This is a genomic window from Mesorhizobium sp. W050, from assembly GCF_054719535.1.
This window is the reverse complement of the sequence record NZ_JBTTIH010000001.1, coordinates 5,019,170-5,032,314: the sequence shown is the minus strand read 5'-3', so window position 1 is coordinate 5,032,314 and position 13,145 is coordinate 5,019,170. Positions and strand designations below refer to the sequence as shown.

The following is a 13,145-nucleotide window of genomic DNA, read 5'->3' as shown; positions in this document are numbered from 1 at the left end:
CGTCATCATTCCCGGTGTGGATACCATGCTCGAAATCGAATCCGAAGTGATTTGGCGCTACATTCGAAATGCCGCATGGCGCACGGTTTCGATCGCCCGCTCGGATGCATCGCTCTACCTGTTCATTGGCATCTACACTGCAACGGGGCTGGGGTTTCTGGCTTGGGTCGGCGCGCTCCATCGCACCGCATACCAGACCTACGTGCCGATATGGCTTATGGTTTTCGGTTTCGTGCTGCCGGCGGTATCGCTTCTCCTGGAAACCGGCTGGCTTTTGCATCGATTTGAGCGTCGGCGGAAATTTGCTGCGGGCAAGATGTTCTCAGCCGAGCGGATGGCGGTTCTCTTTTCCGGCATATGTCTGTTGATGGGCATCATGATTTTCCAAAGCACCTTCACCTCGGTCAAGAACGGCATGTCCGTCCTGTGGAAAGGGTTCCCCTATGATCGCGCCTTGGCAGATATCGATGCCTATCTGCATTTCGGCACTGATCCGTGGCGATGGCTCTACGTTATCGGCAAGCATGACTGGGTACGGGAATCCGTCGGATGGAACTACGACATGCTGTGGTTCATCATTTGCTACAGCATGCTGTTTTTCATTGTCACGTCACCACGCACCACGCATCTGAAGAGACGCTATGTGCTGTCCTTCATGGTGGTGTGGGTGGTCGTCGGAAACATCCTGGCCGGGCTGTTCATGTCGGCCGGACCGGCGTTCTACGGCTATGTCACCGGCGATGTGCCACGCTTCGGTGAACAGCTTTCGTTTCTTGCGCAAAGCCGGTCGGCGAGTTCCGCCGCCGTGTACCAGCAGTATCTGTGGACGCTCCAGACCGAGGGTGTGACTGGACTCGCGTCGGGAATATCGGCATTTCCAAGCGTTCATGTCGCCTTGATCACCCTGAATGCGGTGTATACCTGGGAGTACGACCAGCGGTTGGGCGCCATCGCATTTCTGTATGTCGCCTTCATAGTCGCGAGTTCGGTCTATCTTGGTTGGCACTATGCGATCGATGGTTATGCGGCGGTCGCGCTCACGATCGCCCTATGTGCGGCCGTCCGCAAGCTGGTACCCGACGGCGAAATCCTGATGCCAGGCCCGGCCCGGCAATCGGCGGCTGGCGGCAGCCGCCCGGAGGCGGTCGTCACAGTTTCCTGAGCGCCACTTCCTCGACCAGATGATTGGCGCCCTTGCGCAGGATGAGGTCGGCCCGCGCCCGTGTCGGCACGATGTTCTCGCGCAGGTTTTTCAGGTTGATGTTGGCCCACAAGCCTTCCGCAATGGCGCGCGCGGCGTCTTCCGAAAGCTGCGAATAGCGGTGGAAGAAGGAGTCCGGATTGCGGAAGGCCGTCTCGCGCAGGCGCATGAAGCGGGCGATGTACCATTGGTGGATCAGCTTCTCGTCGGCATCTATATAAATGGCGAAATCGAAGAAATCCGACAGGAACGGCACGATCTTGCCGTCCTTTGGCAATTTGCCGGGTTGCAGAACGTTGATGCCTTCGAAGATCAGAATGTCTGGCCGGTCGATGGTGACGAACTCGCCGGGAATGACGTCATAGGTCAAATGCGAATAGACGGGCGCGCGGACATTGCGCTGGGCCGACTTGATGCCCGACAGGAAACGCAGCAGCGCACCGACATCGTAGCTGTCGGGAAAGCCCTTGCGCTCCATCAGATTGTCGCGTCGCAACACCTTGTTGGGCAGCAGGAACCCGTCGGTAGTGATGAGATCGACCTTGGGGCTCGACGGCCAGCGCGCCAGAAGCTCCTTCAGCACGCGCGCCGTGGTCGATTTGCCGACCGCAACCGAACCGGCAATGCCGATGATGAACGGTGTCTTGACCACATCCAGCGCGTTGAAGAAGGCCTGGCGCTGGCGAAACAGCAACTGGCTGGCCTCGACATGCGCCGAAAGCAGCCGCGAGAGCGACAGATAGATGCGCTTGACTTCTTCCAGGTCGACCGGATCGTTCAGTGAGCGCAGACGGTTGATCTCGTCTTCGCCCAGCGTCATCGGCGTGTCGGCGCGGAAGTTCGACCATTGCTCGGCCGAGAAGAAACGATAGGGGGAATATTTCTCGGTCGGAGCGAGCTGGTCCATCGAGTTTCCTGCCCTCTAGAGCATGAGGCCGAAAAGTGTGAAGCGGTTTTCGGGCGACATCATGCTCCCTCTATCAATTTAGAGACGGATTCAGATTTAAGGCCTCGGCCCGAAATCATCCGGCTCTCGCGGTCAGCCTTTCGGCCGGGATGCCTTTTCAGTGACGCCCGAACGGCCGGTACGGCCCTCAAGCTCCTTCAGCACCTCGCCCAGCGAAACGCCGGCCATGCCAAGCACGACGAGCCAATGATATATGAGATCGGCACTTTCGGAAACGAGGGCATTTTTGTCGCCCTTGACGGCGGCAATGACGGTCTCGACTGCCTCTTCACCAAGCTTCTGCGCCGCCTTGTCGATGCCTTTGGCGAACAGTTTTGCCGTCCACGAGTCCGGGTCGCCGGAACGGGCGCGTTCGCCAATGATCGTTTCCAGATCGGACAGCGAAAATTCAGCCATGGCGCAGCCTACAGCCTTTGTGGAGTGGATTGAACCGGGTAGTCCAGCCGCATCGGTAGCCCGGCCTCGGCCATATGCGCCTTGGCTTCCGCAATCGTGTAAGTGCCGAAATGGAAGATCGAGGCCGCGAGCACGGCGCCGGCGTGGCCGTCGCGAATGCCCTCGACCAGATGGTCGAGCGTGCCGACGCCGCCCGACGCGATGACCGGCGCGCGCACCGCATCCGCTATCGCGCGGGTCAGCGCAATGTCGTAACCGGCCTTGGTGCCGTCGCGGTCCATCGAGGTCAGCAGGATCTCGCCAGCGCCGCGATCGACCATTTTTCGCGCGAACTCGACCGCATCGATGCCGGTCTTTTCGCGGCCACCGTGGGTGAAGATCTCCCAGCGGCCGGGCTCTTTCGGCGCCGACACCCTCTTGGCGTCGATGGCGACGACAATGCACTGGTTGCCGAACTTGTCGGCGGCTTCGGCGACGAAATCGGGATTCTTCACCGCCGCAGTGTTGATCGACACCTTGTCGGCGCCGGCCAGCAACAGTTTGCGGATATCGGCGACCTGGCGCACGCCGCCGCCGACGGTCAGCGGCATGAAGCATTGTTCGGCGGTGCGGGCGACGACGTCGAAGATGGTTTCACGGTTGTCGGACGACGCGGTGATATCGAGAAAGCAAAGCTCGTCAGCGCCGGCCGCGTCATAGGCTTTGGCCGCCTCGACCGGATCACCGGCATCGATGAGGTCGACGAAATTGACGCCCTTGACGACGCGGCCGTTCTTGACGTCAAGGCAAGGGATGACTCGGGCCTTCAGCATCAGCCCTTCTCCATCGTCGCCAGCAACTCGCTGAGCAGTTCGCCGACCAGCGGCGGAACCTCGGCCTGCGCATCGAACGCCGGATCGTAGGCGGAAATGGTGATGCCGGAAATCGGCAGCAGGCCGGCCATGCCGCAGACAGCCTGGCGCAGCTGTTTCGGCTCCGGGCCGCCGGGCGTGGTGTAGCGGTTGGCCTGCAGCGCCCCGGGGTCGTGCACGTCGAGATCGAGATGCAGGTGCACCCGCTTCGCATCCGGCGCCTTCAGCCTGCCGCTCGCCGTCGCCCAGTCCGGGCATTCGGTGCGGATGACCGGCAACGTCTTCAACAGCTCCGTTTCGGCCGGATCGAGATCGCGCGCGTTGACCAGCACGCAACGCGCCGGATCGATCGGCCGGAAGCCGGGGATGGCCGAGGCCATCGGCTTCCAGCACAGGCCGAGAACCGTGGCCAGCGCCATGCCGTCGAGAAAGCCGAAGATGGACGTCTCCGGGGTGTTGAGATCGCCATGCTGGTCGGCCCAGATGATCGCATCGGCATCCTCGCCGGCAACCGCACCGGCCGATGTCAGACAATTGCCGGCCAGCACGATGGGAAGCCGGCCGCGGTCTATGGCGATGCGGACCTCGCCGGAGACGGCACCGCACACGGCAAAGCCGGTGGCGATCTCGCGCTGCTGTTCGTCGCCAACCCTGCCGATATCGGTGACGACGACGTCGTGCCCGGAGAGCGTCAGCGCGTCGACAAGCCCGCCGGCGATGAGTGCATCCGGGCCTCGGCCCATGCCGCCGTGATAGTGGCCGCTGTCATAGGAGGCCAGAATGATGGAGATTTTCACGGCCGGGTCTCCATCGCCTTGCCCTGCAGCACCGCAAGCGCCTCGGCCGGGTCGATACGCCCGTCATAGAGCGCGCGGCCGGAGATGGCGCCTTCCAGTTTCTTCGCGTCGGGCATGGTCATGCGCACGATGTCGGCGATCGAAGCCAGCCCGCCCGAGGCGATGACCGGGATCGAGACGGCGTCGGCGAGATCGATCGTGGCATCCCAGTTGATGCCGGTCAGAACGCCGTCGCGGTCGATATCGGTGTAGATGATGGCGGCAACGCCGGCGCCTTCGAATTTCCGCGCCAGTTCGATGACGCCGAGGCTGGAGGCCTCGGCCCAGCCTTCGACCGCCACCTTGCCGCCCTTGGCGTCGATGCCCACGGCGATCTTTCCAGGAAATTCCTTGCAGGCTTCCCGGACCAGGTCGGGATCGCGCACCGCCACCGTGCCGAGGATGACGCGGGCCAGCCCGCGGTCGAGCCAGTCCTCGATCTGCGCCAGCGTGCGGATGCCGCCGCCGAGCTGCACCGGGTTTTTCGTCGCCTTGAGGATGGCGCCGACCGCCGCGCTGTTGACGCTCTGGCCCTTGAAGGCGCCGTTGAGGTCGACGACATGCAGCCATTCAAACCCTTGCTCTTCGAAGGCCTTGGCCTGGGCCGCAGGGTCGTCATTGTAGATGGTCGCGGTCGCCATATCGCCGTGCTTCAGCCGCACGCACTTGCCGTCCTTGAGGTCGATGGCCGGAAACAGGATCACCGTTCAGACCCCTTCCACAATGGCGAAATGCGAGGTCGAATAAGCGCGCCGGAATTTCAGCGCTGCCTGGTATTCGGGGGAATGGAAGCACGCCAGCGCGACCTCGTAGCTTTCGAACTCGACGATCACATGGCGATTGCCGGATGGCCCTTCCGGGCTTGACGACTGACCGCCTCGCGTCAGGAATTTCGCGCCGTATTTGTCGAACGCCGCTTTGTTGGCGGCGATGTATTTCGGATAGTTTTCCGGATCGGTCACATCGACCATCGCCATCCAGTAGCCCTTCTTGCTCATCTCAAGGCCTCCAGCGCAGGAAGTTGGTGATCAGTGCCAGGCCGAGCGCCTGGCTCTTTTCCGGATGGAATTGCGTGCCGGCAAGGTTGCCGTGCGCGACCGCCGCCGTTACCGGGCCGCCATAATCGGCGACGGCCAGCACTTCGTCCGGCCTTGTCGCGTCGAGATGGTAGGAATGAACGAAATAGGCGTGCAGACCCTTAGGCCCGGTCGCAATACCCGAAAACAGCGGGTGCTTGCGCTCCAGATCGATGGTGTTCCAGCCGATTTGCGGGATCTTCAGTGCCGGATCGGCGGGCGTGATCTCCTTGACGTCGCCGGCAATCCAGCCGAAGCCCTTGGTCACGGTCTTTTCCAGGCCGCGCTCCGACATCAGCTGCATGCCGACGCAGATGCCGAGGAACGGCCGCGCCTTGGCGATCGCTACCTCTTCCACCGCTTCCCACATGCCGGCGACGCCGCGCAGGCCCGCCGCGCAATCGGCATAGGCGCCGACGCCGGGCAAAACGATGCGGTCGGCGCTGCGCACACGCTCGGCATCGGCGGTCAGCTCGATGGCAGCCGCAATGCCGGCTTCATGCGCGGCGCGCTCGAAGGCCTTGGTGGCCGAGCGCAGATTGCCCGACCCGTAATCGATGATCGCGACCCGCATCTCAGGCTTTTCCCGGCGTATGGCTCAGGCCCAGCGTCAGCCCGGTCTGCGCCGGCCGGGCCAGGCTGGCGTCCGGCACGATGCGCGGCAGCGGCGCCGGCTCATCGGCAAGCGCCTCGGCGTCCAGTGACTGGCGGATGTCGGCATCGTCAGGATTGTCGGCTTCGACGACGCCCCATTCATGCCAGCCGCCGCGGCGCAGCGCTGCGAGCCGCAACCCTTGGCCTTCCAGCCCGATATAGAGCGACACCAGTAAAGACAGTGCGGAGCCGGCCCAGTCCAGTCCCAGCCATTGGCCGAGCACCGAGATGAGCCCCATGGCGACGAAGGCGAGCGCGGCCTCGATCCAAAGCCGGTGCCAGGCGAGCCACAGCGGCGCCACCAGGAAAGCCAGCCAGGAAAAACCGTCGCGGACAAAAATGGTTGCGTCGGCCGCCTCGGTGCGGCCTGGCGGTTCCATCACGACATAGATGGCCATCAGCCTACCCTTTCAGAGATCCCTTGGTGGAGGGAACCGCTTCCGGCTGGCGCGGGTCGCGCTCCAGTGCGAAACGTAGCGCGCGCGCCACCGCCTTGAAGCAGGTCTCGGCAATATGGTGGTTGTTGGCGCCATAATGGTTGGTGACATGCAGCGTGATGCCGGCATTCTGCGCCAGCGCCTGGAAGAATTCTCGCACCAGTTCGGTGTCGAACGTGCCGATCTTGGGCGACGAGAAGGCGACATTCCAGACCAGAAACGGACGGCCCGACACGTCGATCGCGGCCCGCGTCAGCGTCTCGTCCATGGCAAGGTCGACAGAGGCGTAGCGCATGATGCCGCGCCGCTCGCCCAGCGCCTTGGCCAGCGCCTGGCCGATCGCAATGCCGGTGTCCTCGACCGTGTGGTGGTCGTCAATGTGCAGGTCGCCCTTGGCCTTCACCGTGATGTCGATCAGCGAGTGGCGCGACAGCTGGTCCAGCATGTGGTCGAAGAAGCCGACGCCGCTCGACATGTCGGATTTTCCGGTGCCGTCGACATGGACCGAGACGCTGATCTCGGTTTCCTTGGTCTTGCGGCTGACTTCGGCGGAACGGGACGCCATGACCTTGTCCTTGGCTGAGGGGTTCGAAACTCAAGACGGGGTTCCAAGCTGTCATTTGCTTGAAAACGAAAGCCTTCTAGCAGCATGATCCGGCGATTGCCAGTTGCGATGCGGACAGCCACCGGCCATGGCGTACGCCGTTTGCAATCACCCGCCCCATGCATACATATGGCCGATCGAAATCACTCGTACCGCGCGCCAATCGCCTTATCGGGATCGCGCGAATCGGAGCTAAAAATGTCCAATGAACTGAGTATGCACGCCACGACCATCGTGACGGTGCGCAAGGGCAACAAGGTGGTGATCGCCGGCGACGGCCAGGTCAGCCTTGGCCAGACCATCATGAAAGGCAACGCCAAAAAGGTGCGCCGCATCGGCAAGGGCGGCAATGTCATTGCCGGTTTCGCCGGCGCCACGGCGGACGCTTTCACCCTTCTGGAGCGGCTGGAAGCCAAGCTCGAACAATATCCCGACCAGTTGACGCGCGCCTGCGTCGAGCTCGCCAAGGACTGGCGCACCGACCGTTATCTGCGCCGGCTGGAAGCAATGATGCTGGTGGCCGACAAGTCGGTTTCGCTGGCGCTCACCGGCACCGGCGACGTCCTGGAGCCCGAATTCGGCGTCATGGCCATCGGTTCCGGCGGCAACTATGCGCTGGCCGCTGCCCGCGCGCTGATGGACAGCGACAAGGATGCCGAGGAGATCGCCCGCAAGGCGATGCAGATCGCCTCCGACATTTGCGTCTACACCAACAACAACTTTGTTGTCGAAACGCTCGATGCCGGCTAACCCGCCGGTGCTCTATGATTTTCGACCGGTTACCGAAAAAGACCTGCCGATGATCGCCGGCTGGCTGGCCGAGCCGCATGTCGCCGAATGGTGGGACGATCCGGAGACGGAAATCGCCGAAATCCGGGAGCATATTGACTCAATTTCTGTAGAGCCGCTGATCGTCGAGCTCGACGGCAGGCCGATCGCCTATCTGCAGAGCTACGATCCGCATCTGGAAGATGGCCATCCCTATGCCGACCAGCCGTTCGGCACGCTCGGCATCGACCTGTCGATCGGCGTGCCGGACCTGGTTGGCAAAGGTCATGGCTCGGCTATCGTCAGGCAATTCGTCGAGCAACTGTTCGAGGAAGGTGCGCCGCGCGTCATCATCGATCCGCATCCCGACAATGGCCGCGCCATCCGCGCCTATGAAAGGGCCGGATTCCGCGTCATTGATCGCAGGCACTCTAGATATGGCGACGCCGTGCTGATGGCCATCGATGCCGAGGACGACGCTCAAGAGGGGGAATGAGTTGATGACGGCACCGGGCGTGGACAAGAATTATTCGGCCTACGAAGACAGCTGGCGGATGGGCCTTCTGCTCGTGCTCGCTCTGCTCATCTTCCAGGCCGGCGCGCTTTACGGCATGGGCCGCACGCCGATCTGCACATGCGGTTACGTCAAACTCTGGCACGGTGTGGTGAACAGTTCGGAGAATTCCCAGCATATTTCCGACTGGTACACGTTCTCGCACATCATCCACGGCTTCCTGTTCTACGCCTTGGCCTGGTTCCTGTTCCCGCGCTCGCCAATCGGTCTGCGCCTGGCTTTCGCCGTCGTCATCGAGGGCGGCTGGGAGCTCCTGGAAAACAGCCCGTTCATCATCGAGCGCTACCGCGCCGGCACCGTCTCGCTGGATTACTATGGCGATAGCATCATCAATTCGGTGTCCGACACACTGGCCATGATGCTGGGATTTGTGATGGCCAGAAAGCTACCTATATGGGTGGTCGTCGGCCTCGCCCTCATCTTCGAACTGGGTGTCGGCTACCTCATCCGGGACAATCTGACACTCAACGTGATCATGCTGCTGCATCCGTTCGAGTCCATCAAGCAGTGGCAAAGTGGAATTTAGTGATATGACCACCTTCTCTCCCCGTGAAATCGTTTCGGAACTCGACCGCTTCATCATCGGCCAGAAGGACGCCAAGCGCGCCGTGGCCATCGCCTTGCGCAACCGCTGGCGCCGCCAGCAGTTGGAAGGCCAGATGCGCGAAGAGGTGATGCCGAAGAACATCCTGATGATCGGCCCGACCGGCGTCGGCAAGACCGAGATCTCGCGCCGCCTGGCCCGGCTCGCCGGTGCGCCCTTCGTCAAGGTCGAGGCGACCAAGTTCACCGAAGTCGGCTATGTCGGCCGCGATGTCGAGCAGATCATCCGCGACCTGGTCGAGATCGCAATCGGCCTGGTGCGCGAGAAGATGCGCGAGGACGTCAAGGCGCGCGCCCATCTCAACGCCGAGGAGCGCGTGCTGGAAGCCCTGGTCGGCAAGACGGCTAGCCCGGCGACCCGCGATAGTTTCCGCAAGAAGCTGCGCGACGGCGAGCTCGATGACAAGGAGATCGAGATCGAGGTTGCCGACACCGGCACCGGCGGCATGCCCGGCTTCGAGATCCCCGGCATGCCGGGCGCCAATATCGGCGTGCTCAACATCAACGACATGCTGTCGAAGGCGATGGGCGGCAAGAAGACCAAGGCGCGCAAGACGACGGTCAAGGAATCCTACGCGCTGCTGGTCAACGACGAGTCCGACAAGCTGCTTGACCAGGACGAGGTCGTGCGCCGGGCGCTAGATGCGACCGAAAATGACGGCATCGTCTTCCTCGACGAGATCGACAAGATCGCCTCGCGTGAAGGCGGCATGGGCGCCGGCGTCTCGCGCGAAGGCGTGCAGCGCGACCTGCTGCCGCTGATCGAGGGCACCACGGTGGCGACCAAATACGGACCGTTGAAGACCGACCATATCTTGTTCATCGCCTCGGGCGCCTTCCATGTCTCGAAGCCCTCCGACCTGTTGCCGGAATTGCAGGGCCGCCTGCCGATCCGTGTCGAGTTGCGGGCCCTGGAGAAGGATGATTTCATTCGCATCCTCACCGAGACCGAGGCGAGCCTGATCAAGCAGTATATCGCGCTGATGAAGACCGAAGGCGTCGATCTCACCTTCACCGACGACGCCATCGATTCGCTCGCCGGCATTGCCGTCGACCTCAACGCCAGTGTCGAGAACATCGGCGCGAGACGCCTGCAGACGGTGATGGAGCGTGTGCTGGACGAGATCTCCTACGACGCGCCGGACCGCAACGGCACCAGCGTCGCCATCGACGCCGCCTATGTGGAAAAGCATGTCGGCGACCTCTCCAGAAACACAGATTTGTCGCGATTCATCCTTTAAACGAGGGCGCCGGTTCATCCGGCGCCGGTGTTAGAGCGCCGCGCGTCCTTTGGACGCGCAAAGGTCGCTCTAACAGTATTGAATCGACGCATCGGACTTTCCAAAAATCGGTTTCGATTTTTGGGCCGATGCTTAGGCACCAATTTCCGGCAAACATCATCGTGTGTGGCCGGATGGTATCATGCGGCCACCTTTCGTCTTGCTGGCTGCAAGGGCGCTCTCGACTCGACCGGGAGCTTTACCTAATTTGCGCGGCAATTCTCTAGGCGGCGGCGCATGAAAAAACTGATCCTGCTCATTCTCGGCTTGACGCTGGCGGCGACGCTGTTCGCGGCTGACGCGGCGACATTGGTGCCGGCGGGCAACCGCAATGTCGTGCAGCCTGACATACCGGGCGCCTCCAGCCGCCGCACCCAGGCCACCAACACCACCTTCCAGGCCAAATACCGCAAGGTCTACGCTCTGTTGCAGAACGACGCCGAATTGCGCGCCAAGATCAGGAAGGCGGCTGCCGCTTACGGCATCAACCCCTTGCACATCGTCGGCGCCATCGTCGGCGAGCACACCTACAATGTCGATGCCTACGACCGGCTGCAGACCTACTACGTCAAGGCGATCTCCTACCTCTCCAGCAAGCTGTCCTTCGCCTATGACGGCGAGGACATCACCGATTTCGTGCAGCGGCCGGAATTCAAGAAGTGCACAATGTCGGACAGCTACGACCTGTGGGAATGCCGCGAGCAGGTGTGGAACCGCTCCTTCCGCGGCAAGACCGTCGGCGGCACCAGCTTTCCCAACGACCGCTTCGGCGCCACCTTCTTCCAGCCCTATTATGCCGGCCAGACCTTTGGCCTCGGCCAGCTCAACCCGCTGACCGCGCTGCAGATGAGCGATCTCGTGCACAAGGTGTCGGGGCTGCCCGAACTCGATGTCGGCGATCCCAATGGGGTCTACAAGACCATCATGGATCCGGATCTGACATTGCCCTACGTCGCAGCGACGATCAGGAAGTCGATCGACGCCTACAAAAACATTGCCGGCTTCGACATCTCAGGCAACCCGGGGCTGACCGCCACGCTCTACAATGTCGGCAATCCCGAGCAGCGCGCCTATGCGCTGAAAGCAGAGAACGACAAGCGCCGCGCGGCGGGTGAGACGGTCAAACTGCCGGAAGAGAATTATTACGGCTGGCTGGTCAACGACAAGCTGGACGAGCTGAAGGCGCTGTTTTAGGGCTGGGGCCCTTTACCTCCCCTTGTGGGGAGGTCGGACCAAAGGTCCGGGTGGGGGTCGGTGCCGCACCCCCACCCCGCTGCTTCGCAGCGACCCTCCCCACAAGGGGGAGGGTAGGTCAGCCCTTCACGCCGCCAGCAACGACTTCAGCTTCACATCCGGCGACCCCAACGCCTTCGGCGCCGGCCTGGCTTGCTTGGCGATCAGCATCTCCGCCAGCCTGATGTCGCGAGCAACCGCATTGCCCCTACCGATGCCGCTCGCCGCCACCAGCGTGCCATCCTCGGCGAGGTGAAACAGAATAAAAGCACCGTCGCCGAGATCGCGGCGGACCGTGCTTTTGCCCTCGTCGGGAAGGCCGGCGATCTGCAGCGACAAACCATACTGATCCGACCAGAACCATGGCACCGCGGCATGCGCTTCGCGGGCGCCCAGCATGTTCTTCGCGGCCAGCGCACCCTGTTCCTGCGCATTGCGCCAGGCTTCCAGCCGCACCCGCCGGCCAGCATAGACAGCGAGCGGAAACGAGCAGCAGTCGCCGGCGGCAAAGATGTCGGGATCGATTGTTTGGAGTTCGCCATTGACGGCGATGCCGTTATCGACGGTCAGCCCCGCTTCCGCGGCAAGCCCGGTCACCGGCACGGCGCCGATGCCGATGACGGCGAGATCGGCGACGATGTCCTGCCCATCGGCGAGCATGATGTGCACCTCAGCGCCGTCGTCGGCGATATCAGCGATGCCCTGACCGGTGAGCACGGTCACGCCTTCGGCCTCATGCGCCTGATGGATGATTTCAGCGATCTCCGCCGGCACCCCGCGCATGAGGATGCGCGGCTGCGCCTCAATGACCGTGACGCTGGCCCCGAGCTTGCGCGCCGAAGCGGCGAGCTCCAGGCCGATAAAGCCACCACCAATGATGGCGATGCGGTTTGCCGGGCTGAGGTGGGCGCGAATGGCCAGCGCGTCGGCAAAGGTGCGGAGGTAGACGCAGCGCGACCCCAATCCCGGCATCGGCAGCTTGCGCGGTGTCGAGCCGGTCGCCAGCAACAGCTTGTCGTAGGGCAGGGCCGAACCGTCCGACAGCCGCACCATATGCGCCGGGCGGTCGATCGCCACCGCTTGAACGGAATGGATATGCCGGATCGATTTCTCGGCCAGAATTTCGTCGCTGGCGATCGTCTTGATCTCGGGCGCGTCGCTCGTCATTGCGTCCTTGGACAGGGGCGGCCGCTCATAGGGCAGATGGGGTTCGTCACCCACCAGCGTCACCGGCCCGTCATAGCCCAGCTCGCGCAGAGCAAGGGCTGCCCGCCCGCCGCACTCGCCGGCGCCAATGATGACCATTCCCGCCTGCATGGTCCTACCCGATCTGGATCAGCACTTTGCCGGCCTCGACCTTTACCGGATACGTGGCGAGATTGACGCAAACCGGCGCGCCGCGTGCCGCCCCCGTCTTGTAATTGAAGCGGCCATTGTGCTTGGGGCACTCGATGATGTCATCCATCACCAGCCCGTCGGCCAGATGCACCTTTTCGTGCGTGCACAGGCCATCGGTGGCGAAGTAGTCGTCATCGGGGCTGCGATAGATGGCGAAGGTGCGGCCGCCATGATCGAAGCGCATCACATCTTCTTCGTCGATGTCGCCGGCGGCGCAGGCTTCGATCCAGTCGCTCATGTGTTCCTCCCAAAAGCAATTCCAGGAAA

Annotated in this window: 17 protein-coding genes; 6 read left to right on the top strand and 11 right to left on the bottom strand. The window is 62.6% G+C overall.

Going from position 1 to position 13,145, the window contains the following annotated elements; translation table 11 throughout:
* Positions 1-25 precede the first annotated feature (25 nt).
* Positions 26-1,162 carry a phosphatase PAP2 family protein gene (locus ACYG9Y_RS24195; protein ID WP_023739750.1) on the top strand — a complete coding sequence of 379 codons (1,137 nt, stop codon included), beginning with the start codon at positions 26-28 and terminating at the stop codon, positions 1,160-1,162.
* Here ACYG9Y_RS24195 and coaA read toward each other — a convergent pair.
* From coaA to hisB, 9 genes are all read right to left on the bottom strand, one after another.
* Complete coding sequence (gene coaA, locus ACYG9Y_RS24190; RefSeq protein ID WP_023672313.1) at positions 1,149-2,108, bottom strand: type I pantothenate kinase; 960 nt, start codon at positions 2,106-2,108, stop codon at positions 1,149-1,151. The two genes, ACYG9Y_RS24195 and coaA, sit on opposite strands and share 14 nt — an antisense overlap.
* Positions 2,109-2,240: 132 nt before the next feature.
* Entirely contained in the window at positions 2,241-2,564 is a 324-nt protein-coding gene (locus ACYG9Y_RS24185) for a phosphoribosyl-ATP diphosphatase (RefSeq protein WP_023672314.1), read from the bottom strand.
* Between the two features lie 8 nt (positions 2,565-2,572).
* On the bottom strand, positions 2,573-3,379 hold the full coding sequence (gene hisF / locus ACYG9Y_RS24180) for an imidazole glycerol phosphate synthase subunit HisF (RefSeq protein ID WP_023739749.1): 807 nt from the start codon (positions 3,377-3,379) through the stop codon (positions 2,573-2,575).
* Positions 3,376-4,212, bottom strand: coding sequence for an arginase family protein (locus ACYG9Y_RS24175; RefSeq protein WP_023702081.1), 837 nt, complete (start codon positions 4,210-4,212; stop codon positions 3,376-3,378). The genes hisF and ACYG9Y_RS24175 overlap by 4 nt, the downstream gene beginning before the upstream one ends.
* Positions 4,209-4,955: a 1-(5-phosphoribosyl)-5-[(5-phosphoribosylamino)methylideneamino]imidazole-4-carboxamide isomerase gene (gene hisA, locus ACYG9Y_RS24170; protein ID WP_023694622.1), complete on the bottom strand. Its 747-nt coding sequence runs from the start codon at positions 4,953-4,955 to the stop codon at positions 4,209-4,211. Before hisA ends, ACYG9Y_RS24175 begins: the two co-directional genes overlap by 4 nt.
* A gap of 3 nt (positions 4,956-4,958) precedes the next feature.
* A complete protein-coding gene (locus ACYG9Y_RS24165) occupies positions 4,959-5,249 on the bottom strand; it encodes a DUF1330 domain-containing protein (protein ID WP_023672318.1) in 291 nt (96 codons plus the stop codon).
* A 1-nt stretch (position 5,250) separates the two neighbouring features.
* The gene (gene hisH / locus ACYG9Y_RS24160) at positions 5,251-5,901 is read right to left on the bottom strand and encodes an imidazole glycerol phosphate synthase subunit HisH (protein WP_023739748.1); all 651 of its coding nucleotides are present in this window, start codon (positions 5,899-5,901) and stop codon (positions 5,251-5,253) included.
* 1 nt (position 5,902) lies between these two features.
* Positions 5,903-6,379, bottom strand: coding sequence for a DUF2628 domain-containing protein (locus ACYG9Y_RS24155; protein WP_023739747.1), 477 nt, complete (start codon positions 6,377-6,379; stop codon positions 5,903-5,905).
* 4 nt (positions 6,380-6,383) lie between these two features.
* Entirely contained in the window at positions 6,384-6,983 is a 600-nt protein-coding gene (gene hisB / locus ACYG9Y_RS24150; protein WP_023672321.1) for an imidazoleglycerol-phosphate dehydratase HisB, read from the bottom strand.
* Positions 6,984-7,220: 237 nt separating this feature from the next.
* On the opposite strand from hisB, the gene hslV reads away from it, so the two are divergent.
* The 5 genes from hslV to ACYG9Y_RS24125 all read left to right on the top strand — a co-directional run bounded on the left by hslV (position 7,221) and on the right by ACYG9Y_RS24125 (position 11,441).
* A complete protein-coding gene (gene hslV, locus ACYG9Y_RS24145) occupies positions 7,221-7,772 on the top strand; it encodes an ATP-dependent protease subunit HslV (protein WP_023672322.1) in 552 nt (183 codons plus the stop codon).
* The gene (locus ACYG9Y_RS24140) at positions 7,762-8,286 is read left to right on the top strand and encodes a GNAT family N-acetyltransferase (protein ID WP_023681416.1); all 525 of its coding nucleotides are present in this window, start codon (positions 7,762-7,764) and stop codon (positions 8,284-8,286) included. The genes hslV and ACYG9Y_RS24140 overlap by 11 nt, the downstream gene beginning before the upstream one ends.
* A gap of 4 nt (positions 8,287-8,290) precedes the next feature.
* Positions 8,291-8,890 carry a DUF2585 domain-containing protein gene (locus tag ACYG9Y_RS24135; RefSeq protein ID WP_023681417.1) on the top strand — a complete coding sequence of 200 codons (600 nt, stop codon included), beginning with the start codon at positions 8,291-8,293 and terminating at the stop codon, positions 8,888-8,890.
* Positions 8,891-8,894: 4 nt separating this feature from the next.
* Positions 8,895-10,208 carry an ATP-dependent protease ATPase subunit HslU gene (hslU, locus tag ACYG9Y_RS24130; RefSeq protein WP_023672325.1) on the top strand — a complete coding sequence of 438 codons (1,314 nt, stop codon included), beginning with the start codon at positions 8,895-8,897 and terminating at the stop codon, positions 10,206-10,208.
* A 276-nt stretch (positions 10,209-10,484) separates the two neighbouring features.
* On the top strand, positions 10,485-11,441 hold the full coding sequence (locus tag ACYG9Y_RS24125) for a DUF1402 family protein (RefSeq protein WP_023739746.1): 957 nt from the start codon (positions 10,485-10,487) through the stop codon (positions 11,439-11,441).
* 126 nt (positions 11,442-11,567) lie between these two features.
* Here ACYG9Y_RS24125 and ACYG9Y_RS24120 read toward each other — a convergent pair whose 3' ends face one another.
* Positions 11,568-12,785: an NAD(P)/FAD-dependent oxidoreductase gene (locus ACYG9Y_RS24120; RefSeq protein ID WP_023684068.1), complete on the bottom strand. Its 1,218-nt coding sequence runs from the start codon at positions 12,783-12,785 to the stop codon at positions 11,568-11,570.
* A gap of 16 nt (positions 12,786-12,801) precedes the next feature.
* On the bottom strand, positions 12,802-13,116 hold the full coding sequence (locus ACYG9Y_RS24115) for a MocE family 2Fe-2S type ferredoxin (protein WP_023672328.1): 315 nt from the start codon (positions 13,114-13,116) through the stop codon (positions 12,802-12,804).
* Positions 13,117-13,145 lie beyond the last annotated feature (29 nt).